This window comes from Streptomyces brevispora (assembly GCF_007829885.1).
Taxonomy (GTDB): Bacteria; Actinomycetota; Actinomycetes; order Streptomycetales; family Streptomycetaceae; genus Streptomyces; species Streptomyces brevispora.
The window spans coordinates 6,279,995-6,304,833 of sequence record NZ_VIWW01000001.1; the positions used below are offsets into that span (position 1 = coordinate 6,279,995).

20 protein-coding genes are annotated in these 24,839 nt (G+C 72.3%); 4 read left to right on the forward strand and 16 right to left on the reverse strand.

Annotated elements, in window-relative coordinates; all coding sequences use genetic code 11:
• Nucleotide 1: 1 nt before the first annotated feature.
• On the reverse strand, nt 2-343 hold the full coding sequence (locus FHX80_RS28870; protein WP_145766873.1) for an ArsR/SmtB family transcription factor: 342 nt from the start codon (nt 341-343) through the stop codon (nt 2-4).
• A gap of 768 nt (nt 344-1,111) precedes the next feature.
• Here FHX80_RS28870 and FHX80_RS28875 point away from each other — a divergent pair.
• Nucleotides 1,112-1,774, forward strand: coding sequence for an aspartate/glutamate racemase family protein (locus FHX80_RS28875; protein ID WP_145766874.1), 663 nt, complete (start codon nt 1,112-1,114; stop codon nt 1,772-1,774).
• A gap of 330 nt (nt 1,775-2,104) precedes the next feature.
• Here the strand turns inward: FHX80_RS28875 and FHX80_RS28885 are convergent, their stop codons facing one another.
• The 7 genes from FHX80_RS28885 to FHX80_RS28915 form a co-directional block, all read right to left on the reverse strand.
• The gene (locus FHX80_RS28885; protein WP_145766876.1) at nt 2,105-2,548 is read right to left on the reverse strand and encodes a hypothetical protein; all 444 of its coding nucleotides are present in this window, start codon (nt 2,546-2,548) and stop codon (nt 2,105-2,107) included.
• Between the two features lie 2 nt (nt 2,549-2,550).
• Nucleotides 2,551-3,030: a MarR family winged helix-turn-helix transcriptional regulator gene (locus FHX80_RS28890; protein WP_145766877.1), complete on the reverse strand. Its 480-nt coding sequence runs from the start codon at nt 3,028-3,030 to the stop codon at nt 2,551-2,553.
• Nucleotides 3,031-3,134: 104 nt separating this feature from the next.
• Nucleotides 3,135-4,541 (reverse strand): type III PLP-dependent enzyme domain-containing protein, encoded by a 1,407-nt coding sequence (locus FHX80_RS28895; protein ID WP_145766878.1) that lies wholly within the window; start codon nt 4,539-4,541, stop codon nt 3,135-3,137.
• 106 nt (nt 4,542-4,647) lie between these two features.
• Nucleotides 4,648-6,303: a PucR family transcriptional regulator gene (locus tag FHX80_RS28900; protein WP_145766879.1), complete on the reverse strand. Its 1,656-nt coding sequence runs from the start codon at nt 6,301-6,303 to the stop codon at nt 4,648-4,650.
• An 84-nt stretch (nt 6,304-6,387) separates the two neighbouring features.
• Nucleotides 6,388-7,185, reverse strand: a complete 798-nt coding sequence (locus tag FHX80_RS28905; protein ID WP_145766880.1) for a family 1 encapsulin nanocompartment shell protein — start codon at nt 7,183-7,185, stop codon at nt 6,388-6,390.
• Nucleotides 7,185-8,258 carry a Dyp-type peroxidase gene (locus FHX80_RS28910; RefSeq protein ID WP_145766881.1) on the reverse strand — a complete coding sequence of 358 codons (1,074 nt, stop codon included), beginning with the start codon at nt 8,256-8,258 and terminating at the stop codon, nt 7,185-7,187. Before FHX80_RS28910 ends, FHX80_RS28905 begins: the two co-directional genes overlap by 1 nt.
• Before the next feature lie 199 nt (nt 8,259-8,457).
• Nucleotides 8,458-9,213 (reverse strand): MgtC/SapB family protein, encoded by a 756-nt coding sequence (locus FHX80_RS28915; protein WP_145766882.1) that lies wholly within the window; start codon nt 9,211-9,213, stop codon nt 8,458-8,460.
• A gap of 377 nt (nt 9,214-9,590) precedes the next feature.
• Between FHX80_RS28915 and FHX80_RS28920 the strand changes: the two genes are divergently transcribed.
• A complete protein-coding gene (locus tag FHX80_RS28920; RefSeq protein ID WP_145766883.1) occupies nt 9,591-10,286 on the forward strand; it encodes a type 1 glutamine amidotransferase domain-containing protein in 696 nt (231 codons plus the stop codon).
• 20 nt (nt 10,287-10,306) lie between these two features.
• On the opposite strand, the gene gndA is transcribed toward FHX80_RS28920, so the two are convergent.
• From gndA to FHX80_RS28945, 5 genes are all read right to left on the reverse strand, one after another.
• Nucleotides 10,307-11,749 carry an NADP-dependent phosphogluconate dehydrogenase gene (gene gndA / locus FHX80_RS28925; protein WP_145766884.1) on the reverse strand — a complete coding sequence of 481 codons (1,443 nt, stop codon included), beginning with the start codon at nt 11,747-11,749 and terminating at the stop codon, nt 10,307-10,309.
• Nucleotides 11,750-12,005: 256 nt separating this feature from the next.
• Entirely contained in the window at nt 12,006-13,364 is a 1,359-nt protein-coding gene (locus FHX80_RS28930) for a GH1 family beta-glucosidase (RefSeq protein ID WP_145766885.1), read from the reverse strand.
• Nucleotides 13,365-13,384: 20 nt separating this feature from the next.
• Nucleotides 13,385-14,293, reverse strand: a complete 909-nt coding sequence (locus FHX80_RS28935; protein ID WP_145766886.1) for a carbohydrate ABC transporter permease — start codon at nt 14,291-14,293, stop codon at nt 13,385-13,387.
• Nucleotides 14,286-15,296, reverse strand: a complete 1,011-nt coding sequence (locus tag FHX80_RS28940; RefSeq protein WP_145766887.1) for a carbohydrate ABC transporter permease — start codon at nt 15,294-15,296, stop codon at nt 14,286-14,288. The genes FHX80_RS28935 and FHX80_RS28940 overlap by 8 nt, the downstream gene beginning before the upstream one ends.
• A gap of 9 nt (nt 15,297-15,305) precedes the next feature.
• The gene (locus FHX80_RS28945; protein ID WP_145766888.1) at nt 15,306-16,619 is read right to left on the reverse strand and encodes an ABC transporter substrate-binding protein; all 1,314 of its coding nucleotides are present in this window, start codon (nt 16,617-16,619) and stop codon (nt 15,306-15,308) included.
• Nucleotides 16,620-16,770: 151 nt separating this feature from the next.
• Here FHX80_RS28945 and FHX80_RS28950 point away from each other — a divergent pair, with 151 nt between their 5' ends.
• Nucleotides 16,771-18,129, forward strand: coding sequence for an ROK family transcriptional regulator (locus FHX80_RS28950; protein WP_208764755.1), 1,359 nt, complete (start codon nt 16,771-16,773; stop codon nt 18,127-18,129).
• A 200-nt stretch (nt 18,130-18,329) separates the two neighbouring features.
• Here FHX80_RS28950 and FHX80_RS28955 read toward each other — a convergent pair whose 3' ends face one another.
• The gene (locus FHX80_RS28955; protein ID WP_145766889.1) at nt 18,330-19,439 is read right to left on the reverse strand and encodes a LacI family DNA-binding transcriptional regulator; all 1,110 of its coding nucleotides are present in this window, start codon (nt 19,437-19,439) and stop codon (nt 18,330-18,332) included.
• 8 nt (nt 19,440-19,447) lie between these two features.
• On the reverse strand, nt 19,448-21,967 hold the full coding sequence (locus FHX80_RS28960; RefSeq protein ID WP_425281698.1) for a glycoside hydrolase family 3 C-terminal domain-containing protein: 2,520 nt from the start codon (nt 21,965-21,967) through the stop codon (nt 19,448-19,450).
• Between the two features lie 206 nt (nt 21,968-22,173).
• Here FHX80_RS28960 and FHX80_RS28965 point away from each other — a divergent pair, with 206 nt between their 5' ends.
• The gene (locus FHX80_RS28965; RefSeq protein WP_145766891.1) at nt 22,174-23,469 is read left to right on the forward strand and encodes a transglycosylase family protein; all 1,296 of its coding nucleotides are present in this window, start codon (nt 22,174-22,176) and stop codon (nt 23,467-23,469) included.
• Here FHX80_RS28965 and FHX80_RS28970 read toward each other — a convergent pair.
• Nucleotides 23,439-24,809, reverse strand: coding sequence for a DMT family transporter (locus FHX80_RS28970; protein ID WP_280118765.1), 1,371 nt, complete (start codon nt 24,807-24,809; stop codon nt 23,439-23,441). The genes FHX80_RS28965 and FHX80_RS28970 overlap by 31 nt on opposite strands.
• Between the last annotated feature and the right edge of the window lie 30 nt (nt 24,810-24,839).

Here is a 24,839-nt window from a genome sequence, read left to right on the forward strand (position 1 = left end):
GTCACTCCTCCTGTTTTGCCTGCTTGAGGTCCTGTACGTACTCGTCCAGCCGGTCGAAGCTCTCGTTCCAGAACCGCTCGAACCCGCCGGTCCACTCGTGGACCGGTCGCAGCCCGCGGGCGTCTAGGCCGTACAGGCGCTGCTTGCCCGCCCTGCGGTCCCGCACCAGTCCGACCTCCCGGAGCACCCGCAGATGTTTGGATGCCCCCGGCTGGGTCATCCCCAACTCCTGGGCCAACTCGGTCACCGGCCGCTCACCCGCCCGCAGCAGCAGCAGGATCTCCCGGCGCTGCGGCTCGGCGATCGCGTTGAAGACGTCCGATGTCGTCGCTGCTCGTGCCATGGATTCATCATATTCCGATATGGGCATGCGTCAAGCCGGAGAGGATCGGGCGGGTCTTGTCAGGCAACGATCGTGGCCCTTGTCGGCGGCTGCGGACACCGAGCGAAGGCAGGCCCCGGCGTTCGGCGCGACTGGTCTGACCCGGACGGAAACCGTCACGCTTCCCGTTCGCACAAATGAGTAGTTCTGGGAGGTTTGCGGACCCTCACTGGACCATGCACGGTTTGCCCCCGATCTTCGTTCTGCCGCACTCGCGGCGGCCAGGTCGCCCCGAAGTACCGCACCCCGCGCTCCATGCCGGTGCCCTCCAGCTCCGCGCCGAGCTGGAGGTGAAGCCCCCCCCTCCGGCCGCGGTCCCGGCCGCGCGTGGGGGAGGGGATGCCGCAGTGCCGGAGGCCGCGACGAAGCCCACGAGAGTCTCACCGGCCCCCTCCCGGGGGTTTACGGCCCGTCCTGGTGCGGCGCCCGCCCTGTTCGCGTTCTTCGCGGGCATGGCCGAGTCCGAGCGCGAGTGCATCCGGGAAGAGTCCCGGTGGAAGGCCAGGCGCCCGCCCGCGAGCGCGGCCGTCACGGAGGGTGCCCCAAGGTCGTCGTCGACGATACGGCCGACCACGCCCGTGCCCTGCGCGCAGAAGTGGGCGACGCCCCACCCCGACGCGCCCCGCAGGCCCCGGCCTAGCTGGTGGAGCGGGCGACGGAACGGCTCACGTCCCGTCCCGAGCTGTACTGACTCCGGGGGCGGGTGGCAGGGCCGGTAGCGTCTCGCCCGTGACCCTCACGCTGCTGCACACCTCCCCGGTCCACGTCCCGGTCTTCGACGCGCTGCGCGACTCCGGCCATCCGGGGCTCGCCCTGCGCCACCTCGTGCACGAGGAACTGCTCGACCGGGCCGCAGCGATGGGACCGGAGGTGGTGAGGGGCGATATCGAGGCGCTGCTCACGGGTGCCGTGGCCGAGGGGGCCGCGGCCGTGCTCTGTACCTGCTCGACGATCGGCGGGGTCGCCGAGTCGGCAGGCGCGGCGCTGGGTGTCCCGGTGCTGCGGCTCGACCGGCCGATGGCGGCCGCCGCCGCCCGCGCGCAGCGGGTGACCGTCATCGCGGCGCTGGCCGCCACCCTGCCGCCGACCCTCGCGCTGCTCGCCGAGGAGGCGGCCGGGGTGGGCCGGGGGCCGGCGGAGGTGCGTACCGTTCTCGTCGACGGTGCCTGGGGGCGCTTCGAGGCCGGCGACCGTGACGGCTATCTGGGGCTGGTGGCCGCCGCGGTGGACGCGGTGACCGACACCGACGTGATCGTGCTGGCCCAGGCATCCATGGCCGAGGCCGTCACCCGTACGGCCACCGGGATCCCCGTCCTGTCCAGCCCGCGTGCGGGACTTGCCGCCGCCGCGGCGGCAGCTGCCGGTGTACCGGGCCGGGCGGGTCATTTGTAGCCCGTACGTATGGACTCGCCGGGCGCGGGCAGCCGCTCCGGGAGACGGTGGAAGAGATCCACCCCGACCGTTCGGAGGCCCGAGATGACCCATCCGTTCCCCGACCCCGTTCCGCCCACGCCCACCCCGGGGCCGATTCCGGGGCCGCCCCGGCCGCTGCCGGAGCCGACGCCCGTACCGCCGGGGCCGACACCGGCACCGCCTGCTCCCACCCCGCCGGGTCCCGCGCCCGATCCGATCCCGCAGCCGCCCGCGCCGAACCCCGAGCCGGTGCCGCCGCCGGAGCCCGAGCCCTCACCGGTCGGCTGACCGGCCGCCGCTCCCGCCGCCTCAGCCCTCGGTCAGTACGGCCTCGGCCCGTGCGGTGACCGCGGTCAGTACCCGGCCCGCCGCGGCCAGGTCCTCGGCCGGCAGGTCCGCGTAGAGCCGGGCGGTGATCTCGGCGGTGCCGGTCCCGATCCTGCGCTGCAGCTCCTGTCCCGCGGCCGTCAGGACCAGCCGTGACACATCACCCGGCAGCTCCTCCAGCAGACCGGCGCCGATCAGCTCGGACAGCGTCGACTCCGCGACCGCGGCCTCGATCTTCAGCGTGGCGGTCATCCGGCCGGCCAGCCGCCGGCGTTCGACGAGCCCGTCGCTGTCCGCGGTGGCGTTCAGCGCCACGCACTGGTGGAAGGTGGTCCCGGTACCGGCCAGCAGCCGCTCCAGGACCGCGCGCGTGGCGTAGTGGGCCTGGCCGATGACCTGGCCGTTGACGGTTGGTGCGGCGGACATGGTTACTCCTTCGTGGGAGGGACGGTCACTGCGGGAACCGGTACGTCGAGCAGCGCCGTCAGCATCTGGGTGAACGCCTCCGCGTCCGGTCCGTCCAGTCCGCCCAGCGGCGCCAGCATCCCGTCGAGGAGCCGGTGCACCACCTCGACCGCCCGGCCCGTCACGGCGCGTCCTTCGTCCGTCAGCGACAGCTGGACCGCCCTGGTGTCGGAGGGGTCGGCGGTGCGCCCGACGAGCCCGGCGGCCTCCAGCCCGCGTGCCAGCTTCGACACGTAGAGGGGTTCGAGCCCGGTGTGGTCGGCGAGCCCGCGCTGGCTCGGCCGCAGCCCCAACTGCCGCATACCCAGCAGGGATGCCAGCAGTGAGTACTGTGCGTGCGTCAGTCCCAGCGGCGCCAGCGACCGGTCGATGGCCACTCGCCACTTCATCGACAGACGCCAGACCAGGAAGCCGGGGGTCGGACCCTCAAGTGCGTTGCTCATGGCGGATACAGTACATAGATACTATGTCCATGGCTACTAATTGCGAAGGTCTCTGAGGCTGGCTTCCGGCGACAGCACCGGATCCGTGGTGAGGGGCTCAGGACTCAGGGGTTCAGGGGGTACAGGCCCAGCAGGGCGTCGGCGTGCGACAGGCCGCTCTCCGCCGAGAGCGACTCCAGTGACTGGGCGTCGCGCACCGGTGCGAAGCGCACCGCGGTGCCGTCCTGCCCGGTTCCCCCGGCCGTCCCGAATCCGTACACCGCGGGCCGCGGCAGGCTGTTGTAGGACCACGGGGTGGAGAAGTAGTACGCGCCGGTGTCGTACAGCACCACGTAGTCACCCTCCCGCAGCTCCGGCAGCTCCCGGGCATGGGCGACGACGTCCCCGGCGAAGCAGCACGGTCCCGCGATGTCCTGGACGAGCGGCGGCCCGTCCTTGGGACGGCCCTCGGCATCGAACGCGCCGACCCGCAGCGGCCAGGCGTCCGGCATGAAAACGGTCCGGGTGGCGGTCTGGGCGCCCGCGTGGGTGAGTGCGATACGGCGGCCGCCGGCATCCTTCGTGTACTCGACCAGCGCCCCGATGAAGCCGTTCTTGGCCAGCAGGGACCGGCCGAACTCGGTGATCAGCGCATACCGGCCGTCGAGGAGTCCGGGAACCGCCGCGCGCAGCGCCGCCACGTACGCGGCGAAGGTGGGCCGCACCGAGTCGTCGGCGAAGTTGACCGGCAGGCCGCCGCCGATGTCGAGGCCGGTGATCTGCCGGGTGCCGAGCCTGCTATTGATCTCCTCGGCCAGCCGGTACGTCTGCGCGACCCCGTCCGCGATCAGCTCCAGGGAACAGCCCTGCGAACCGACATGGGCGTGCAGACGGTTCAGCCAGGGGTGTGCGGCGAACGCCTCCACGATCCGTTCGCGCGCGCCGGGGTCGCGCAGCGCCACGCCGAACTTGGAGGTGGCGGTGGCCGTGCTCATCGCCCCGATGGAACCGCCGCCGACCTGGGGGTTGACCCGGAGCCCGATGGCGGACACCGAATTGGCGGGCCGCAGCGCGACGATACGGTCCACCTCGTCGAGGTTGTCGGCGTTGAGCGCCACGCCGAGCGCGAGGGCCCGGCGGATCTCCTCCCGTGTCTTGGCGGGGGAGTCCAGGACGATCTTCGAGGGCGCGAAGCCCGCGTCGAGCGCGATCCGCAGCTCACCGGGGCTCGCCACCTCGCAGCCCATGCCGCACTCGGCGAGCAGCCGCAGCACGGGCACGAGCGACGCCGCCTTGGCGGCGAAGGTGTGCAGCACTCCGGGCGCCCCCGGCGCTCCCGGCACCCCGGAGAACGCCTCGTGGAGCGCGGCGACCGAATCGCGTACCCCGTCCGTGTCGACGAAACCGGCGACCGGGCAGGACTCGCCGAGCAGGCCGGTGGCCACGGCGTGCCGGACCGCGGCCGCGACACGCGCGGAGGACGACGGGGCGGAGGACGGCCGCGCGCAGGAGGCCGACGAGGGAAGGCTCATGGAACGAGAGTCGGTGATGGGGGCCCCACAGATCTCTGTCGAGCAGGACAGCATCGGCACGGGTTCTTGGCCGGGCGGCCAAGGACCGTGCGAACAGGGGGCAAATCTAACCGGTGAGACGGACGGCGAGGGTGATGAGCAGCCTGGTGTCGGGCTCGTCCAGGTCCACGCCGAACCGTTCCCGGGCGCGTCGCAGCCGGTACCGGAGCGTGTTCGGGTGAACCACGAGCCGGGCCGCCGCGCGGGTCACGTCGCCCGACGCGTCCAGGTACGCGGCCAGTGAGCGCACCAGTTCACCGCCGGCCGCCAGATCGGCCCGTACGAGGTCGTGCACCGGCCCGCTGCCCGACTCCCACACCGGTCGTACGGCATCCAGGACCCGCACGACGTCGAGCGAGGGGCCGACGCCCGCGGCATCCGCGTACCGCGCCGAGTCCGCCTCGCCCTCTCCGTCCCGGACCGCCCCGCCGCCCCGGGCCGCACGCTCGCGGAGCACCCGTGCGATCAGCGCGGCCTGCTCGCAGGAGGACCTGGCCCGCAGTGCGGTGGGCACCACCGGGCCCGCACCGGCCCGGACCGGGACCCTGCCCGGCAGGGACCGGGCCAGGGCGGCCAGCTCCCGGGCCAGCCCCAGCACGTCACGTTCCCGGCCCGTGTCCACCGGCAGCAGGACCAGCAGCCGGTCACCGTCGCGCAGCACCCGCACCGACGGGCGGTACGACACGGCCTGCAGGGCGAGGACATCGAGCGTGCGGTCGCCCGCCGGTGCCCCGCTGTCGCGTTCCGCCACCACGACCGCACAGGCCGCGTCGGGCGAAAGGCCCAGCGACCAGGCGTGCGTGCGAGCGTCCCCCTCCCCGAACAGCAGCCCCCGCAACGCGAGTTCACTGCGGCGCGCTGATCCGCTCTCGCGCAGCCGGTGCCGCACCAGATGGGGTGCGGCGGCCTCGGCGGCACGGCGCAGCGCGTCCGCCGCCCACGGGGACAGGCTGCGCCCGTCCGCGGCCGCCCAGATGGAGCCGAGGACCTCGGGGCCGCTGCGGACCGCGACGACCAGGCGCTCCGGACCATCGGCGTCCGCGGCACGGTGGATCACGTCCCGGGAGGTCCACAGTGCGCGCAGCATCCCGCTGCGGCGCAGCTCCGCCACCCGCCACTCGGGCACCCGGCCGCCCAGGACGGTGGACCGGCGCAGCCCGTCGGCCTCCGGCCCGGTCGCGGAGTGGGCCAGGACCCGGAACCGGGTGTCCTCGATGGTGATCGCGCCCCCGGTGTACTCGGCGATGGCCGCGGCGAGCGCGGCCAGACTCTCCGCACCGCCGTCCGGCACCGCCGCGCCCTCCTCGCCGCTGCCCGCCCGCGCACAGGCCAGCGCGGAGCGCACCAGAGCCGCGGTGTCCGTCCAGTCGGCCCACACCGCCCGGGTGAGCAGCGCGATGCCCGACTCCTCGGCGGCGGCCAGTACCTCCGGTGCGGCGGCCTCGCCCTCCGCGTCGCGCAGCACCACGCCCGAGGCGCCGCGCCGGGCGGCCTCACGCACCGGCCCCGCCGCCCCGGCCGACGCGGCGGGCGCACCCACCACCAGCACCAGGCACCCGTCGAGCGGCTGCGCGGGTCCCTCGTCCCCGACCGCCACGGCCCGCACGCCGACGTCCTGGCCGGCCGGGGCCAGCAGCAGCCGCAGCGTTCCGCTGTCGTCGAAGGCCAGGATCTCGCGCAGCGTGACCGCGGGCTCCGGTGGGACGGGCGTACGGCTTGTCATGGGAGCCGAGCATACGAGCGCCCGCCCGGGGGGCTGCCGCGCGCATCGGACGACGGCCGGGTCCGTACGGCCTGCGGCGTCGGTTCAGGCGATGATCGGGACCACGGCCTCCGGCGTCAGCATCCGGAAGGTGAACGACTGGTGGAAGTACAGACTGATGGTCGTCGCGTCATGGTCCTGGTAGCCGATCGACAGGTCCTCACCCAGACACAGTTCGAAGTCGCCGCCCCGGGTGGACAGCAGCACCCCGCCCGCCACCGCCGGCGCCCACAGGATCTGGTCGTCCAGCAGCCGCGCCAGATGCGTGGAGACCGGATACCCGTGGTCGGACGTCTCGGTCGCCTCCGTGAACGCGTCGGCGCCCAGCAGCAGCCGGTACGGTCCGTCGACCCCGGCCAGCCGCAGCTGGGTCAGCGCCTGGCTGACCGTGGCCGGATAGTCCCGGGCATCCGCCGGAAGCGGCAGCGCGGTGTGCGAGGAACCGTCCCGCAGACCGGTGATCCCGGCCGCCGCGTAGCCGTCGATGACCGCCATGTCCTCGGCGAACGCACAGGTCCGGGCGGCGTCCTTGACGGGCTGCCAGTCACTGTCGGCGGAGCCGCGCTCGACGTCGTCCACCGCCGCCCGGGTCACCGTGAACGGCACCCGCCACTCGATGACCGGCGTCGATGTGCGGGCACGGGCCATGACGTCGGGGGTGGGCGGGTCGATGTTCCGGAAATGGCCGTCGCCCACGGCCGCCAGCTGCGGGCCCTCGGGCCCGCGGACGTCGATGACCCGGCGGCCCGCCAGATGGCGGCTGAAGGTGCGCCGGGCCTCTTCTTCGATCTGGTCCCAGGCGGCTTGCGTGACAGGGGCGAGTGCGCGGTGGAGGTTGTTCATCACTGGGCGCTTTCTTGCAGGCTGCCGATGTGCAGCGAACCGTCAGGGGCACCACCCGGCGCAACCAGGACCTGCGCCGTCGGCGCGGACGCCGGCTCCGGCAGAGCCCCCGCCCCGGCGGACCCGGGCGACGGCGGCGGGGCGTCGAGGAAGTCGGCGCTGGGGGCGTGGAAGAGCGTGCCGGTGACCGCGGTCGAGAAGTCGAGGATGCGGTCGTGGGTGCCGGGAGGACTGCCGAGGAACATGTTGCGGAGCATCTGCTCGGTGACGCCGGGATCAGCGGCGTACCCGATGAAGTACGTACCGAACTCCCCCTGCCCGAAGCTGCCGAACGGCATGTTGGCACGCAGGATGTCGCGTTCCGTGCCGTCCGGGTCCGTGATGGTGTTCAGCGCCACATGGGAGTCGGCGGGCTTGACGCCGTCGGCGAGCTCGATGTCGGTGAACTTCGTCCGCCCGATCACCCGCTCCTGCTCCTCGGTGCTCAGCGCGTTCCACGACGCCAGATCGTGGAGGTACTTCTGCACGATGACGTAGCTGCCGCCCGCGAAATCCGGGTCCTGGGAACCGACCAGCGCAGCCGACCGCGCATCATCGCCCACCGGGTTCTCGGTGCCGTCGACGAAGCCCAGCAGATCCCTGTGGTCGAGGTAGCGGAACCCGTGCGTCTCGTCGACGACCTTCACCGCACCGCCGAGCCGGTCGAGCAGCTGGGAGGCCCACTCGTAGCACACGTCCATCCGCTCGGCCCGGATGTGGAACAGCAGATCGCCCGGGGTCGCGGGGGCGTGGTGGCGGGCCCCGTGCAGCTCCTGGAAGGGATGGAGCGCGGCAGGCCGCGGACCCGCGAACAGCCGGCTCCACGCGTCGGAACCGAACCCGGTCACACAGACCAGCCCGGCGCCGGGAAAGCGGAACCCGATGGAGCGGGCGAAGGCCGCCAGATCCGGCAGCGCCTCGCGGACCACGGGCTCACCGCCGGGTTCGATCGTGGCTACCAGGATCAGGGCCGCGCTGGTCAGCGGCGCGACGACGGGCTGCGCCGCGGCCGCGTCCTCGGTGGTCTCGGGCATCCGGCGGCTCCATGAAGTGGCTCGGGCGGCAAGGAGGTACGGCGGAACCCGCCGTGCGTGAGGACAGCGGGACCCGCTGCCACTTACCCACACCCTGAGCGGTGCCGCACCCCGGGTCACCCGGCCGGGCGACGCCCCCACCGGTCCTCCGCCCGAGCCGCCGGGTGATGCCCCCGGCCCACCCGCCGGGGCGCCGCGCTCACTCGTCCGCGAGGTCACTCCGGCTGCACGCCAGCACCCCCGTGGTGCCCGACAGCCGGGCCATCAGCGCGTCCGGATCGCCCCTGCCCTGCACGCTGAGCGCGACCTCGACGGTCCGCTCCGGCGGGTGCACGGTCTCCGGCGGGCGACGGCGCCGGAACATTCCCTCGCCGTCGGCGGCGATCGTGGTGAGCTCGGAGATCGCGAACCCCGCCTCCGTGCAGTGCTTCACCAGCTCCCGCAGCGCGCCCAGGCCCTCGGTGTAGGTGATCCGGTAGCCGATCGAGGCATAGCGCAGCGCCGGGAGCCGGTGGGCCAGCGGGCGGACGCCGTACGACACCAGGAAGTAGGCGAGGGTGGCGAGCGTGGCCAGGAAGGGCAGACCCGCTCCGGCCGCGCAGCCGACCGCGGCGGTCAGCCAGATCGACGCGGCCGTGGTCAGTCCCTTGACCGAACCGCGGTGGACGAAGATGACGCCGCCGCCGATGAACCCGAGGCCGGAGACGATCTGCGCCGCCACCCGGGACGGGTCCAACTCGACCTGCCCGGTGACCAGCACGTCCGAGAAGCCGAACTTGCTGACCAGGGTGAAGAGGGCGGCCCCGAGCCCGACGATCGTGTACGTGCGCAGACCGGCCGCCTTCTGGCGGATCTCGCGTTCGATCCCGATCACGCAGGAGAGACCGAACGCGATGCCGAACTGCGTCGCGTGGGTCCAGTTCTGGCCGAACGGTTCATTGATGTCGATTGCCACAGAGCCTCCGATGCGCTCGAACCTTCCGGGCAACCGGCCCCCCGGAAGAAAAGCGCCGTCGCTCCGCCGTGCCGGGCGGTGCGACGGTTGCGGCGGCGCGACGTCCACCGTACCGGCCTCCCTCGCACGGGCCGGGGCTCCGCCACGTCCCGGTCCGCGCGGCGGACGCTCCGCCGGACCGGGACGGATGCCCGCCGTCTGCTCCATTCACGTCATCCCATTGGCTGCGCTGTGGCTCACCGCGCCGAACCTGCCGGGTCCGGCGGGTTCACAGCCGTACGGTCGGGCTCGTCGGCACGATGTCGCTCCGGATCCGAGGCGACATCGTGCGAAACCGTCCCGGGCGGATGACGCCAGGGCCCTGCGGAAGATGTGACATGGCAAAGATCCTTTTCGTGATGACCGGTTCCGACCACTGGACCCTCGCCGACGGGACCGTTCACCCGACCGGCTTCTGGGCGGAGGAGGCCGTCGCGCCCTACGAGCGGTTCAAGGCCGCCGGGTACGAGATCGTCGTCGCCACCCCCGGCGCTGTGGTGCCGACCGTGGACCGGGGGAGCCTGGCGCCGGAGGTCAACGGCGGTCAGGAGAACGCCGACCGGGTGGCGGCCGTCCTCGCCTCCATGACCGAACTCCAGCAGCCGCTGAAACTGGAGGACGTGGATCCGGCGGACTACGCGGCGGTGTTCTACCCCGGCGGGCACGGCCCCATGGAGGACCTGGCCGTGAACGCCGACTCCGGGAAACTGCTGCTCCGGGTGCTGGATTCGGGCTTGCCCCTCGGGATCGTCTGCCACGCCCCGGCCGCCGTGCTGGCGGCCACGAAGGACGACGGCACCAACGCCTTCACCGGCTACCGGCTCACCGGCTTCACCAACGCCGAGGAGAGCCAGGCCGGATTCGCCGACAAGGCCAAGTGGCTGCTCCAGGACCGCCTCGTGGAGATCGGCACCGACTTCCAGGAGCGCGAGCCGTGGGCCCCGCACGTGGTCGTCGACCGCAATCTGGTCACCGGCCAGAACCCGGCCTCCGCCGCCCCGCTCGCCGGCGAACTGCTCAAGAAACTCGCCTGACGCCGCCGGGCCGGCCCGGGTCAGCCCGCCTCGGTCTCCGTCCGGTCCCCGCCCCAGAGGGTGTGGAAGGAGCCCTCGCGGTCGACCCGCCGGTAGGTGTGCGCGCCGAAGAAGTCCCGCTGCCCCTGGGTGAGCGCCGCAGGCAGCCGGTCGGCGCGCAGACCGTCGTAGTACGAGAGCGCCGCGGCGAAACCCGGGGTGGGTACCCCCTGCCGCACCGCCTCGGCCACGACCGCGCGCCAGTCGTCCTGCGCCGCGCCGATCTCCTCGGCGAACTGCGCGTCGGAGAGCAGGCTCAGCAGCTCGGGCCGTGTGGCGTAGGCGGAGCGGATACGGTCCAGGAAGGCGGCCCTGATGATGCAGCCGGCCCGCCAGATCGAGGCCACCGCTCCCAGGTCGACGTTCCAGTCGTACGCCTCGCTGCCGGCCCGGATCTGGTGGAACCCCTGCGTGTACGAGACGATCTTGGACGCGTACAGCGCCTGCTCCACCCGGTCGGCGAAGGCAGCCGCCTCCTGCGCGCCGAGCGGTGCGGCCGAGGGACCGGACAGTCCCTTCGCCGCCTCGCGCAGATCGGCGTGACCGGACAGCGAGCGGGCGAAGACGGCCTCCGCGATGCCCGAGACGGGTACGCCCAGGTCGAGCGCGATCTGCACCGTCCAGCGCCCGGTGCCCTTCTGCTCCGCCCGGTCCTGCACGATGTCGACGAACGGCCTTCCGGTGGCCGCGTCGGTGTGGGCCAGGACCTCGGCCGTGATCTCGATCAGATACGAGTCGAGGCGGCCGGTGTTCCAACTGCGGAACGTCTCGGCGATCTTCGCGGGGGAGTAGCCGGCCACCGCGCGCAGCAGGTCGTACGCCTCCGCGATCAGCTGCATGTCCGCGTACTCGATGCCGTTGTGCACCATCTTGACGAAGTGACCTGCGCCGTCCGGCCCGATGTGGGTGGTGCAGGGCGTGCCGTCCTTCGCCTTCGCCGCGATCCTCTCCAGCATCGGCCCCAGCGATGCGTACGACTCGGCCGAACCGCCCGGCATGATGCTCGGCCCGTTCAGCGCGCCCTCCTCACCGCCCGAGATGCCGGCGCCGACGAAGTGGATACCGCGCTCGCGCAGTTCCTTCTCCCGGCGCCGGGTGTCCTCGAAGTGGGCGTTGCCGCCGTCGATGACGACATCGCCGTCGTCCAGCAGCGGGACGAACTGCTGGATCACCGCGTCCGTCGGCTCGCCCGCCTTCACCATGATGACGAGGCGGCGGGGCCGCTCCAGCGCCGCGACGAACTCCTGCGGCGTGTGCGCGGCGACGAAGGCCCCCTCGTCGCCGAAATCCTCGACCAGGGCATCGGTCTTCGCGGTCGTACGGTTGTGCACCGCGACCGTGAAGCCGTTACGGGCGAAGTTGCGGGCCAGATTGCGGCCCATCACCGCGAGTCCGGTGACGCCGATCTGCGCAGTGCCGCTCATCTGTGTGCTCCTGCAATCTCTGGGGGGCGGGACGCCGGGACGCTGAGATGCCGCGATGTCCAGTATGGCCACGGGACCGGGGAACGTCCTGTTCAGCGGCGGAGCCGGGTGAGCACACCGGCCCACGGCTTCGACGCCGAGCGGGCGCCCCTCCCGGTGCACGCCCGGCAGCGGCGCCGGGGCATGCGAAACCTCCGGCCGCGGTGGTCGTCCACCGCGGCCGGAGGTGCCGGCCCTCAGGGGCCGGCCCGGGACTTCAGGCGGTCCTGCCCGAGTGGCCCGCTGTCGCCTCGCGGATCAGCTCGGCGTAGCGGCGGCCGCTGCTCTTGACGGTGCGGCGCTGCGTCGCGTAGTCGACGTGGACCAGACCGAACCGCTTGTCGTAGCCGTACGCCCACTCGAAGTTGTCCAGCAGCGACCAGGCGAAGTATCCGGCGAGCGGAGCGCCCTTGCGGACGGCGCGCGCACAGGCGGCGAGATGCTCCTCCAGGTACCGGGTCCGCTCCGGGTCGTGCACCGAACCGTCGGCCAGGACGACATCCTGGTAGGCCGAGCCGTTCTCGGTGACGTAGATGCGCTGAACGCCGTACTCCTCGGTCAGGCGCAGCAACAGCTGCTCCAGGCCCTCGGCGTGCACCTCCCAGTCCATGTGGGTGTGCCGCGAGCCGGGCAGGTAGACCTGCTTGGCGTGCGGGACGGGACCGGTCGCGTCGGCGGTGACGACCTGGCGGAAGTAGTAGTTCACGCCCAGCCAGTCGAGCGGCGCCGCGATGATGTCCATGTCGCCCGGTTGTACGGGGAGTTCGACCCCGTACAGGTCGACCATGTCCTGCGGGTAGCCGCGCCCGAGGATCGGGTCGAGCCACCAGCGGTTGGTGTGGCCGTCGCCGCGCACGGCTGCGGCCCGGTCGGCCTCGCGGTCGGTGGCGGCCTCCACCGGGCTGAGGTTGTTGACGATGCCGACGCGCGCGTCCGGGGACGCCGCGCGGATCGCCTGCACGGCGAGACCGTGCCCGAGGTGCAGGTGGTACGAGGCCCGGACGGCGGCGGTCAGGTCGGTGAGACCCGGCGCCATGGTGCCCTCCAGATGGCCGATCCAGGCGGAGCAGAGCGGCTCGTTGAGGGTCGCCCAGTCCTTCACCCGGTCACCGAGGCGCTCCACGACGACCGACGCGTACGCGGCGAAGTGCTCGGCCGTCTCCCGGACCGTCCAGCCGCCCCGGTCCTGGAGCGCCTGCGGGAGGTCCCAGTGGTAGAGCGTGGCGAACGGGGTGATCCCGGCGTCGAGGAGGCCGTCGACCAGCCGGTCGTAGAAGTCGAGTCCGGCCTTGTTGACGGGGCCGTCGCCGCCCGGGACGATACGCGGCCAGGCGAGCGAGAAGCGGTAGGCGCCCGCCCCCACCTCCTTGATGAGGGCGATGTCCTCGGGAACCCGGTGGTAGTGGTCGCAGGCCACGTCGCCGGTGTCGTTGCCGGCCACCTTGCCGGGTGTGTGGGAGAACGTGTCCCAGATCGACGGGGCCCGGCCGTCCTCCGCCACGGCCCCCTCGATCTGGTACGCGGCCGTGGCGACGCCCCAGGCGAAGTCGGCCGGGAGGGCGCTCAGGTCGTTCACTGACTTCCTTTCCGAAGAGGTCACTTGACGGCTCCCGCGGTGAGGCCCGCGACGAGGTACCGCTGAAGCAGCAGGAACCCGGCGACGATCGGGACGCTGACGACGAGCGAGGCGGCCATCACCTGGTTCCAGTACACGTCGTTCTGGGTGGCGTAGCCCTGGAGGCCGACGGCCAGGGTGCGGGTGGTGTCGTTGGTCATGACGGAGGCGAAGAGCACCTCACCCCAGGCCGTCATGAACGCGTACACGGCGACGGCGACGATGCCCGGCACAGCGGCCGGCACGACGACCCGGAACAGGGCGCCGAGCGGTCCGCAGCCGTCCACCAGGGCGGCCTCGTCCAGATCCTTCGGGATCGAGTCGAAGTAGCCGATGAGCATCCAGATGGAGAACGGCAGGGAGAACGTCAGATACGTGAGGATCAGTCCGCCGCGCGAGCCGTACAGGGCGATGCCGGTGCTGTTCCCGATGTTGACGAAGATCAGGAACAGCGGGAGCAGGAAGAGGATGCCGGGGAACATCTGGGTGGAGAGCACCGTGACGGTGAAGACGCGTTTGCCGCGGAACTTGTAGCGGCTCACGGCGTACGCGGAGAACACCGCGATGATCACCGAGAGCACCGTCGCCGAACCGGCCACGACCAGGGAGTTGACGAAGTACCGGGCGAGCGGGACGGTCTCCCAGATGTCGAAGTACGGCTGGACCGTCAGCCCGGAGGGGATCCAGTGGAACTTCCCCGACACGTCCTGGAGAGGCTTGAGTGAACTGCTGATCATCACATAGACGGGCAGCAGGGCGAAGGCGGCCAGGAAGGTCAGGATGACGCGGCGGGTCCAGAGGAAGGACTGCGGCGCGGCCATCGGGGACCGCCTCCGGGCCGGGGACTTCGGCGCCCCCGGCAGTGCGGCCGACTGGGCTTGGCTAGGCATCGGCGCCCTTCCTTCCGCGTGAGGTGATGAGCAGGTACGCGGCCGTCACGACCAGCAGGAAGAGCAGCAGGAGTACGGACATGGCGGATCCGGTGCCGAAGTTCCAGGTGACGAACGACGACTGGTAGATATGGATCGAGATCAGGTCCGCGCTCTCCGGTGCCGCCTTCCCGAACAGCACGTACGGGGTGTTGAAGTCGTTGAACGTCCACAGGAACAGGACGAGCACGAGGACCTGGTTGACCGGGCGAAGCGCCGGCAGCGTGATCTTGCGGATCTGCTGCCAGATGCCGGCGCCGTCGATCGCGGAGGCCTCGTACAGCTCGCGCGGGATGTTCTGCAGCCCCGCCATCACGATGAGGAAGGCGAACGGCCAGCCCTTCCAGACCGAGACGACGATCAGGGCGTAGATGCTGTTGTCGCCGATCAGCCAGAAGGACGGCTGGTCGGTCAGCCCGAGCTGGTCGTGGAGCACGTGGTTGACCAGGCCGTTGTCCCGCTGGAACATGAAGGCCCAGGTGATGACGGCCGCGTAGACCGGCAGGGCGTACGGGACGAGGAAGATCGCCCGGAGGAAGCCCCGGCCGCGGAAGTTCTCCTGCAGCATGATCGCCGCCGCGACCCCGAACAGCCAGGCCAGGCCGACGGCGAAGAACGTGAAGACGCAGGTGACGAAGAACGAGTGGAGCAGCGCCTCGCCGATCGGGGCGTTGACGTCCACGGCGATCTTGTAGTTGTCGAAGCCGCTCCAGGGCGCTCCGCCCCAGTTGTTGATGTAGAACTGCGTGAGCTCGCGGAAGCTCATCACGATTCCGATGATCATCGGAATCACGTGGACGAGGAGTTCGAGCAGGACGGCCGGCAGGAGCAGGAGGTAGGGCAGTCCGCCCTGGCGGATCCGGTCGGGGATGCGCGGCAGTCTCCTGCGCGCACCCCCGGTTCCCCGGCTCGTCACCCTGTCCGACTTCTCCGTGCTGCTGTCGGTGGTCACGGTGGCGGTCATGAGGGAGCCTTACTGCTGCATCGTCTGCTGGGCCTTTTCGAGGCGCGCCTTGACGGATTCGGTGGTCACGGGGCGTCCGGCTGCGGCATCGGCCCACAGCTCCTTGACCGCCGTACCCACGGCCGTCTCGAACTGCGACTCGTTCGGCACCTGCGGCAGCGGGGCGGCACTGGTGGCGAGGGTGTCACGCAGGACCTTCAGGTCGGGGGCGGAGAACGCCGCGTCGGCCTGGGCGGTCTTGACCGGCGGGATCGATCCGTAGGTCTTGTTGAGCAGCTTCTGCTCGGCGTCGCTGGTCATGAACTTCACGAACTTCTTGGCGCCGTCGATGTTCTTGGTGTTCTTGAACACCGCCATGTTGATGCCGGCGACCATGGAGTTGGTGCTCTTGCCGGTGCCCGGGGTGCCGGACCCGACGGGGACCGGGGCCGCTCCCCAGTCCTCGGGCTTCATGCCCTGGGCGGCGAAGGTGGAGGCCGCGGCCTGCCAGAGCACCATCGCGGTCTTGCCCTTGGCGAAGTCCGTCAGCGACTGGTTCTGGGCGTACTCCGCGTTGCCCGGAGCGATGATCTTGTCTTTGGCCATGAAGTCGATGTACTGCTTCACCGCCGCCACGGCGCCGTCCGAGGTGAAGGTCGGCTTGCCGGCGGAGTCGAAGAAGTCCGCACCGTGCTGCTGGCCCAGGACGAAGGTCTGGTGGATGTTGTTGGAGAGGTTGGCGCCCTCGGCGCCCAGCCCCCACTTGCCGTCCTTGGAGAGCTTCTTGCCGTCCGCGACGAGCTCGTCCCAGGTGGCCGGCGGCTTGCTGATGCCCGCGTCGGCGAAGCTCTTCTTGTTGTAGTAGAGGGCGTACGCGAGCGAGTACAGCGGCACCGCGGAGGGGTCCTTGCCCTCCGCGCCGGCCGAGGCGACCGCCGAGTCGACGAAGCGGTCCCGGCCGCCGATCGCGTCGAAGTTCGCCTTGTCCCAGGGGAGCAGCGCGCCCGTCGCCTGCAGCGAGGCCGACCAGGTGTTGCCGATGTTCAGTACGTCCGGGCCCTGACCGGACGTGGTGGCGGCGAGGATCCGGTTGAGCAGATCGGCCCAGGGCACGACCTCCAGCTTGACCTTGATGCCCGTCTGCTCCTCGAACTTCTTCAGTTCGGGGGTGAGGATCTTCTTGTCGGCCTCGATGCTGGGGCCCTGGTTGGACGCCCAGTAGGTGAGGGTCTTCGGCGAATCGTTGCTGCCGCCCTTGGCGGACGAACCGCCTCCGCAGCCGGTGACGCCGGCGGCGATGGAGATCGCGAGGGTGACGGCTGCTGCGGCTCTGATGGTGCGCATGCTGGATGGCCCCTTTCCGGGGAGGAAGGCCGTGCCGTGTTCGGGCACCGAACGGTCTTTCAGGCCTTAATTTATGACGTGATTTAAGAGGTGAGGGAAGGTCGCGTCAAGTCCGGCGGTCACGGTATGTTGCGGGAAGGGAAGGAGCCACATGGCTGAGCGCAACAGACGGACCGTGCGTGACCTGCGACGGGGCAACCGGGCGAGGGTATTGCAACGGTTGTATTTCGACGGCCCGCTGAGCCGCCAGGAGCTCGGTCCCGCCACCGGGCTGAGTTCGGGATCCATCAGCAACGTCGTCGCGGAACTCGCCGCCGAGGGCCTCCTGGAGGAGGCCGGCGTCGTCGACTCCGACGGTGGCCGTCCCCGCACGCTGCTGCGCGTCGCGCCAGGGGGCGGGCTCCTGATCGGTATCGACATCGGCGAGACCCGGATCAGGGTGGAGCTCTTCGACCTCGCCCTCACCGAACTCGCCCGCACCGAAAGGCTGCTGGCCCAGCACGGCTACGACGTCAGCCGCATCGTCGGCCACGTCCGCAGCGGGGTCGCCGATGTGCTGCGCGACGCCGGCGCCGACCCGCGCCGGCTGCTCGGCATCGGGATCGGCGTCCCGGGGATCATCGAGCGGGACGCTCCGGAGGGCGCCGTCGGCGATGTGGGCTCCGTTGTCCACGGCCAGACGATCGGCTGGAGCGCCGTCCCCTTCGAGCAGCTGCTCCGCGACGCGGTCCCGGTCCCGCCGGAGGTGCCGTTCTTCATCGACAACGGTGCCAAGACGCTGGGCCAGGCCGAGATGTGGTTCGGCGGCGGACGCGGTGCGGGAGCCTCGGCCATCGCGCTCATCGGCTCCGGCGTCGGCGCCTGTGTGAACCACGGCGACCTGCTCGACGAGGACCGCAGCAGCATGGCCCTCGAATGGGGCCACACCACTGTGCAGTTGCGCGGACGCCGCTGCCGGTGCGGCTCGATCGGCTGTCTGGAGGCCTACGCGGGCGCCGAGGCGATGCGCGAGCGCTGGCACGAGGCGGGGGGCCCGCTGCCCGCCGAAGCGGACGACGAGACCGCTCTCGCCGCGCTGCTGGCCGCGGCCTACCCCGGTCCCGGCGGTGAGCCGGACCCGCTGGCGGTCTCGCTGCTCGACGAGACGGCCGAATGCCTGGGCGCGGCCCTCGGCGACCTGATCAACCTCTTCCTGCCCGAACGCATTCTGCTCGGGGGGTGGGCGGGCCTGCTGATCGGACCGCACCTGCTGCCCGACATCCGTCGCTACGCGCAGGAGTACGCGCTCCGGCACGCCGCGGCCCGCACCACGATCGAGATGGGCCGGCTGGGCCCCGACGCGGTCACGGTCGGCGCCGCGACGCTTCCGCTGGCCGCCTTCCTCGCCAGAGGCGGCAGCCGCCCCGCTCCCGAGCCCGGGCCCAGCACCCCGGCGCCGGGGTTCCGGACCGCCGCGGACGCCGTGCGGAAGAGGGAGCGCCCGCGGACCGCTTCGGACGCGACGGGGTGAGGCGGGACCGGGCGGGGCGAGGCGTTGTGGGACGGGGCGTTGTGTGACGGGGCGGGGCCTGTGGGGCCGCCGCCCGTGCGTCATGGCGAGGGCGCTGACCGGCGCACCCGCGCGCGGGGCTTCACCGTTCCGTGTCGCGGTGGCCGGGAGGCGCAACGCCCGCCGGGGCTCCGCGGACACGGCCGGGGCTCTGCGCCGGTCTACGCCGAGTCCCGCACCACCAGCGCCGGTTCGAAGATCACAGAGGTCGCCGCCCCGTCCGGCTTCTCCAGCCGTTCGATCAACAGCCGGGCCATCTCGGCGGCCATCGCCTCGACCGGCTGGCGGACCGTGGTCAGCGGCGGGCGGCAGGCGGACGCCGCGCTGCTGTCGTCGAACCCGATCACCGCGACGTCCTCGGGCACCCGTTTCCCGTGTTCCCGCAGGACATGGCAGGCGCCCACCGCCATCAGGTCGTTGGCCGCGAACACCGCGTCCAGGTCGGGATGCTCGACCAGCAGCCGTTCCATCGCGGCCTCGCCGCTCTCCTGGGTGAACTGCCCCTCGGCGATCGGGATGTACGGATGCCCGAGCCGCGCCATCGTGTCGCGGAAACCGGCCAGCCGCTCCTGCCCGGCCGGTACGTTGAGCGGCCCGGTGATGGTCGCGATACGGCGACAGCCCCGCGCCAGCAGATGCTCGGCCGCCAGCCCCGCACCGTCCTGGTGGGCGAGGTCGACATAGCTGATCCGGACCGGGCGGGCCGGCCGGGCGTACAGCACCGCGGGCAGCCCCGCGTCCGTCAGCAGGCCGGGCAGCGGGTCCTCCGCGTGCGTCGAGACGACCAGGGCGCCGTCCGCGCTGCCCTGGCGCAGGAACGAGACCACGTCCTCCCGGGCCCGTGACGTCTCGGCGAACATCAGCACCGGGTGCATTCCGCGCGGCCGCAGGTAGTTGACCACCCCGGTCACCACCCGGCCGAAGAACGGGTCGGCGAAGACCTGCGCGGTGAACACGGAGCCGCTGTCGGGCTCGCCCGCCTCCGCGGCTTCGGCTCCGGCCGCCCGCGTACCGTCCGCGGGTTCGGACTCGACCCCGGCGCCCGAGACCACGAGCGCGATGGCGTCGGTGCGCCGTGTCACCAGGGAGCGTGCCGCGCGGTTGGGCGCGTATCCGGTGCGGGCGACCGCCCGGCGCACGGCCTCCTGGATCACCGGGTCGACATTGCGTACCCCGTTGATCACCCGGGAGACGGTGGCGCGGGAGACGCCGGCCGCCCTCGCCACGTCCTCCAGGGTGGGTGTACCGGCCGAGCGCAGATCATCCGTCATGAGCGCATTTATAGCATTGACGGAGAGCGCTCTCCATCGAGATCCGGCACCTCGGGAACGCCGGTACCGGGCGATGGCGGCGCCCCGGTCGCCGTCAGTGTCGCGGTGAGCGGCAGTTCGCCCGCCGAACGGCCGCCGAGCAGCGTGAACTCGCCGGCCTCCGTCTCCCACCCGTGCCGCTCGGCCGACCAGTGCGCCAGCGCCCGCCCGGACATCCGCACCACCGCGACCACGCTCTCCCCGGGCTTCGCCTCGACGGCCGCGTATCCGATCAGCCGGCGTACCGGCCGCTCGACCGCCGAACCGCTCCTGGCCAGATAGACCTGGACCACCTCGCGGCCGTGCCGCCGTCCCGAGTTGCGCACCCGTACCCGTACGTCGAAGGGCTCCCCGGCCCGTACCCGCGCCGGGGCCGTCAGCTCCTCGTACTCCCAGTCCGTGTAACCCAGCCCGTGGCCGAACCAGTAGGCGGGCGCGGAGCCGGAGCGCAGCCAGGCGCGATGGCCGATGTGCGGGCCCTCCTCGTAGCGGAGCCGCCCGTCGGGGTCCGGGCGGGTGTTGAGCACCGGTACGTCGTCCTGGGCGGCGCCCCAGGTGGTCGGCAGCCGGCCGCCCGGCTCGGCCCGCCCGAACAGCACGTCCGCCAGCGCGTCCCCGGCCTCCTGCCCCGGGAACCAGGCGAGCAGCAGCGCGGGCACCCGGGTGTGCCAGGGCAGGGCGACGGGACCGCCTGAGTTCACCACGACCACCGTGCGCGGGTTGGCCCGCACCACGGCACGTACGAGCGCGTCCTGCCCCTCCGGCAGATCGAGGTTCTCGCGGTCGTGCCCCTCGGACTCGCTCTGCTCGGTCGTACCCACGAACACCACCGCGACCTCCGCCGCGCGTGCGGCGTCCACGGCCTCGGCGAGCGCGGCGGCCGCGTCCCCGGCGGGTGAGGCGGCGGCGAGGATTGTCGCGACTCCGGAACGCGGAGCGAGCGAACGCCGCGCCACCACCTCCACCTCCTCGCCCGCGGCGAGTTCGGCCCGCGCGCAGTGCTCCGGGGGCGCCACATGGACCCGGGTGGGATCGTCGCTGTCCAGCGGGAAGGTGCCGGCCAGCACCTCCCGGCCGCCGACGGACAGCGAGATCGCGCCCCAGCCACCCACCGCCCAGGTCCACACCCCGCCCACCGGGGGCCGGACGAGCGCCCGGATCTCCACACAAGCGGCGCCGTCGACCACGACCGAGGGCTCCACGATCCGGCCGGACAACCGGTGCTCGGCGTGCAGTTCGGCCCCGTTCTCGTCCAACAGCCTCACAAGCACGCCGGGTTCGCCGGACCGGGGATCGCGCGACCAGTCCCGGCCGAGGGGGCGCGGCCGGGGCGACGGCGGCAGTCCCGGCCGGTATGCGACCGTCGCGCCCCCGTCCAGCGCCTCCTGGATCCCTGCCAGCGGAGTCACCACCGAGTCGGGAAAGACCTCCGCGCTGCCGCCTCCCTGAATCCGTACCGCCGTGGCGTGCGGGCCGATGACCGCGACCGAGCGCAGTCCCACCGAGTCCAGCGGGAGGAGCCGCGCTTCGTTGCGGAGCAGCACCGAACCGGCGGCGGCGGCCCGGCGCAGCAGCGCCCGCCGGGCGGCGGGGGTCACCGCGGGCCGCCGCGGCGGCCGGGGCGAGCCGAGCGCACCCACCCGCCACGCCAGCCGCAGCAGTCGCCGCACCTTGTCGTCGACCGCCTCGGCGGAGACCAGTCCCCGTTCCAGCGCGGTGAGCAGGCCGGCCGCCCAGGGGCCCTCGGGGCCGGGCATCGCCAGGTCCTGCGCGGAGCGCGCGGTGTCCAGGAGGGTGCGCACACCTCCCCAGTCCGAGACCACGGCTCCGTCGAACCCCCAGGCGCTCCTGAGCGGGCTCTCCAGCAGCGGGGAGGCGGACATGGTGGCGCCGTCGACCTTGTTGTACGCGGACATGACGGCCCAGACCCCGGCCTCCACCGCGGCCTCGAAGGGGGCGAGGTAGACCTCGTGGAGGGTCTGCTCGTCCACGCGGACATCGACGCTCAGCCGGTCCGTCTCGGCGTCGTTGGCGACGAAGTGCTTGGCGGTGGCCGCGACCCCGCCGGACTGGATGCCCCTGATGAGTGCTGCCCCGGTCCGCCCGGTGAGCAGCGGGTCCTCGGAGAAGCACTCGAAGTGCCGCCCGCCCAGCGGGGACCGGTGCAGATTCAGGGTGGGGGCGAGGAGCACGTCCACGCCCTTGCGGCGGGCCTCGGAGGCGAGCAGCGCACCGAGATCCGTGAGCAGCCGCTCGTCCCAGGAGGCGGCCAGCGCGGTCGGGGAGGGGAGTACGAGCGAGGTCTCGCGCTCGTCCCATGTCTCGCCGCGCACTCCGGCCGGTCCGTCGGAGAAGGTGAGGGGGCGCAGTCCGGCGGCCGGTTCGGGGTAGGTGCGCCAGTTGCTCTCGCCGGTCAGCAGACGCACCTTCTGCGCCGCGTCGAGCTTCTCCAGCAGCGGATCGATCTCTACGTCCGTCATGACGGCCATGCCCTTCAACCCGGCGCCCTCCAGGGCCGGAGAGCGCTCTCCCGAACGTGCCGGGCCCAGCGTCGCTGGCCGACGTCGGCCGTGTCAATGGGGAACGGTCGCGCGGGGCGTACTCGGGTCACCGGTCGCGCCCTTGTCATCACCCGTTGTCAGCACATAAGTTGACCGCTTGCGACGTGTCCTACAGCCAGTGGGGGAGCCAAGTCATGGCCGCGAACGGACGGCACCGCAGATACCAGCCGAGCCGCATCAACCGCGCCTCGGTGATGGTCACGGCGGGTGGTGCGGGATTAGCCCTCCCGCTCATCGCCGCCGCATCGGCGGGTGCCGCGTCAGGGGATGTGTGGGAGAAGGTCGCCGCGTGCGAGTCCACCGGCAACTGGCACATCAACACCGGAAACGGCTACTTCGGCGGGCTGCAGTTCACCCGGTCGACCTGGGCGGCGTACGGCGGCGCGGACTACGCGCCACGTGCCGACCTGGCCAGCAGGGACCAGCAGATCGCCATCGCGGAGAAGGTCCTGAAGGGGCAGGGGCCGGGCGCCTGGCCGGTCTGTTCCGCGGAGGCGGGCCTGACGCAGGGCGGTGGCTCTCCCCGCATCAGCACGCAGAGCGAACGTACGGCCGAGGTCGTGACGCCGAAGCGGGCCGCCACCGACGGCAGGACCCCGGCGCCCAAGAAGGCGCAGGCGAAGCGGACCTCGGGGGCCGCCACGCCGACGACGGTGCCGGGCAAGCGCGATTCGTACACCGTGGCGAGCGGCGACTCGCTCTCCGGGATCGCGGCCGACCGTGATCTCGGCGGCTGGCAGCGGCTGTACTCGGCGAACCGCAAGGTCGTCGGTGACGACCCGGACCTGATCTTCCCCGGTCAGCGACTCAGCCTCGACCTGGCGGGGACCCCGAGGGCGAGCACGAAGACCGCGCCGAAGGCGGACCCGAAGCCCGCGGCCCGGCCCGGGGAAGCGGCCACGCCGAAGCGGGCTCCGCGGCCCGAGCCGAAGCGGACCACGCAACAGGCACACCCGAAGCAGACGGCCCAGCCGAAGCAGCAGCCGAAGAAGGCGCAGACCCACAAGGCCGAGCACACCGCGAAGCACAGCGCGATCATCGCCCCGATAGAGGCCCGTACCGGCACCCAGTACCGCCAGGCCGGTTCCTGGTCGAGCGGGTACCACACCGGCGTCGACTTCCCGGTTCCCACCGGCACCTCGGTCAAGGCGATGGCCTCGGGCACGGTCGTCACGGCAGGCTGGGGCGGGGCGTACGGATACCAGATCGTCATCCGGCACAGCGACGGCAGGTACAGCCAGTACGCGCATCTGTCGGCGCTCCATGTGCGCGCCGGACAGCATGTCGGCGGCGGACAGCGCATCGCCCGCTCCGGCGCAACCGGCAACGTGACGGGACCGCACCTGCACTTCGAGGTCCGTACCGGCCCCGAGTACGGCTCCGACGTCGATCCGCTGGCCTACCTCCGAGCGGCCGGCGTCAAGGTCTGAACGTGCCCGCCCTGCCCGGCGGCACCGGCCGTTACGGCGGCAGCGGCGGGCAGGGTGGTGGGCCCGGCGGACGCCCCGCCGCGTCGTGCGCTGCCGGTGCCCGGCCGTGCGGCCGGGCCGAACCCGACCTGCCCCACCCGGCGCTCCGGTGTCATCCGTACAGGCGGCGACGGCGGGGTGGGAAACGTTTCCGAGGTCGAGAGCCCCGTCCCCGCGGGCTCGGGAAACGCCACCACGGTCGGCGTCGTCCGGACCGGCTGCAGCGGAGCGCCCGCCGGGTCCGGCGAGCCCGCGGGCCCGCCGAAATCCCCGGAATCCGTGCCGACGACGGAGAAGGCGCCTGGTGCGGGCGCGCTGGATGCGACGGGCGCGGTCGCGTCGGGTGAGGCGGGCACGGGCGCGGTCGTGTCGGGCGCGGCGGAGGCGTCCGAAGCGTCCGAAACCTCGTCCTCATTGCTTCCCGCGGCCTGCCGTTCCCCGCCACCGCCGGCCTTCTGCTGCGCCTGCCGGCGCTCCGCACCCATCCGCTCCGTGGTGAGCAGAATCAGCCCGCCGGCCGCGACGACCCCGCAGACGAGGGCGAGCATCGCGCCCGAGGGGCCGTGCCGGAACTGCTCATCGAACAGCGTGATGCCGACGGCCGCCGCGACCACCGGGTTCACCACGGTCACCGTCGCGAGCGGGGCGGTCAGACCCGCACCCCGGTACGCGGCCTGGGACAGCAGCAGGCCGGTGGCCGCGAGGGCCGCGATCACCAGCAGGGTCGGCAGACCGGACCCCACCGAACCCGAGGTCCACTCCATGGCCTCGGTCTTCGTGAACACCGAGGCGATACCGAAGGCCACACCGGCGCCCCCGGCCAGGACCACGCTCCGGAGCACCGGCCGGCGCATCGCCTTGGAGATCAGGACGAGCGCCGCCACCGCACCGAACGTCACCGTGCCGAGCATCAACTGCTGCGGGCCGCCCAGGGTGTGCGCGTCGGAGCTTCCGGTGAGGGCGAGCAGACCCGCCAGGCCGACGCTCGCCATGATCGCGCCGCGCCAGGCGGTGGCCCCGGCCCTGCGGCGCACGAAGAGCGCGGCCATCGGCAGGGCGAAGACGATGGTCAGGGCCCCCAGCGGCTGCACGAGGCTGAGCGGGCCGTACGCCAGTGCCACCACGTGCAAAGCCGCACCCACGCCGTTCAGCGCCACCGCGGCCCACCAGACACGGTTGCGCAGCGGGGCGAGCGAGCGGCCGTCGGAGACCGTGGCCACGCGCTCCTGAACGATCGCGCCGGCCGCGTAGGCGACCGCGGAGACCAGTGACAGCAGCACGGACAGCGCGAGGGAACTCATGTACACCACGATGTCCCTTCAAAGCCGCCG

Excerpts from the sequence above, each read along its gene's own strand:
- FHX80_RS28965 (WP_145766891.1), top strand. The coding sequence starts at position 22,174 with ATGGCCGCGAACGGACGGCACCGCAGATACCAGCCGAGCCGCATCAAC.
- FHX80_RS28955 (WP_145766889.1), bottom strand. The coding sequence starts at position 19,439 with ATGACGGATGATCTGCGCTCGGCCGGTACACCCACCCTGGAGGACGTG.
- FHX80_RS28900 (WP_145766879.1), bottom strand. The coding sequence starts at position 6,303 with ATGACAAGCCGTACGCCCGTCCCACCGGAGCCCGCGGTCACGCTGCGC.
- FHX80_RS28890 (WP_145766877.1), bottom strand. The coding sequence starts at position 3,030 with ATGAGCAACGCACTTGAGGGTCCGACCCCCGGCTTCCTGGTCTGGCGT.
- FHX80_RS28920 (WP_145766883.1), top strand. The coding sequence starts at position 9,591 with ATGGCAAAGATCCTTTTCGTGATGACCGGTTCCGACCACTGGACCCTC.
- FHX80_RS28940 (WP_145766887.1), bottom strand. The coding sequence starts at position 15,296 with ATGACCGCCACCGTGACCACCGACAGCAGCACGGAGAAGTCGGACAGG.
- FHX80_RS28895 (WP_145766878.1), bottom strand. The coding sequence starts at position 4,541 with ATGAGCCTTCCCTCGTCGGCCTCCTGCGCGCGGCCGTCCTCCGCCCCG.
- FHX80_RS28970 (WP_280118765.1), bottom strand. The coding sequence starts at position 24,809 with ATGAGTTCCCTCGCGCTGTCCGTGCTGCTGTCACTGGTCTCCGCGGTC.
- FHX80_RS28870 (WP_145766873.1), bottom strand. The coding sequence starts at position 343 with ATGGCACGAGCAGCGACGACATCGGACGTCTTCAACGCGATCGCCGAG.
- FHX80_RS28910 (WP_145766881.1), bottom strand. The coding sequence starts at position 8,258 with ATGCCCGAGACCACCGAGGACGCGGCCGCGGCGCAGCCCGTCGTCGCG.
- FHX80_RS28945 (WP_145766888.1), bottom strand. The coding sequence starts at position 16,619 with ATGCGCACCATCAGAGCCGCAGCAGCCGTCACCCTCGCGATCTCCATC.
- FHX80_RS28905 (WP_145766880.1), bottom strand. The coding sequence starts at position 7,185 with ATGAACAACCTCCACCGCGCACTCGCCCCTGTCACGCAAGCCGCCTGG.
- FHX80_RS28885 (WP_145766876.1), bottom strand. The coding sequence starts at position 2,548 with ATGTCCGCCGCACCAACCGTCAACGGCCAGGTCATCGGCCAGGCCCAC.
- FHX80_RS28950 (WP_208764755.1), top strand. The coding sequence starts at position 16,771 with ATGGCTGAGCGCAACAGACGGACCGTGCGTGACCTGCGACGGGGCAAC.
- FHX80_RS28935 (WP_145766886.1), bottom strand. The coding sequence starts at position 14,293 with ATGCCTAGCCAAGCCCAGTCGGCCGCACTGCCGGGGGCGCCGAAGTCC.
- FHX80_RS28960 (WP_425281698.1), bottom strand. The coding sequence starts at position 21,967 with ATGGCCGTCATGACGGACGTAGAGATCGATCCGCTGCTGGAGAAGCTC.
- gndA (WP_145766884.1), bottom strand. The coding sequence starts at position 11,749 with ATGAGCGGCACTGCGCAGATCGGCGTCACCGGACTCGCGGTGATGGGC.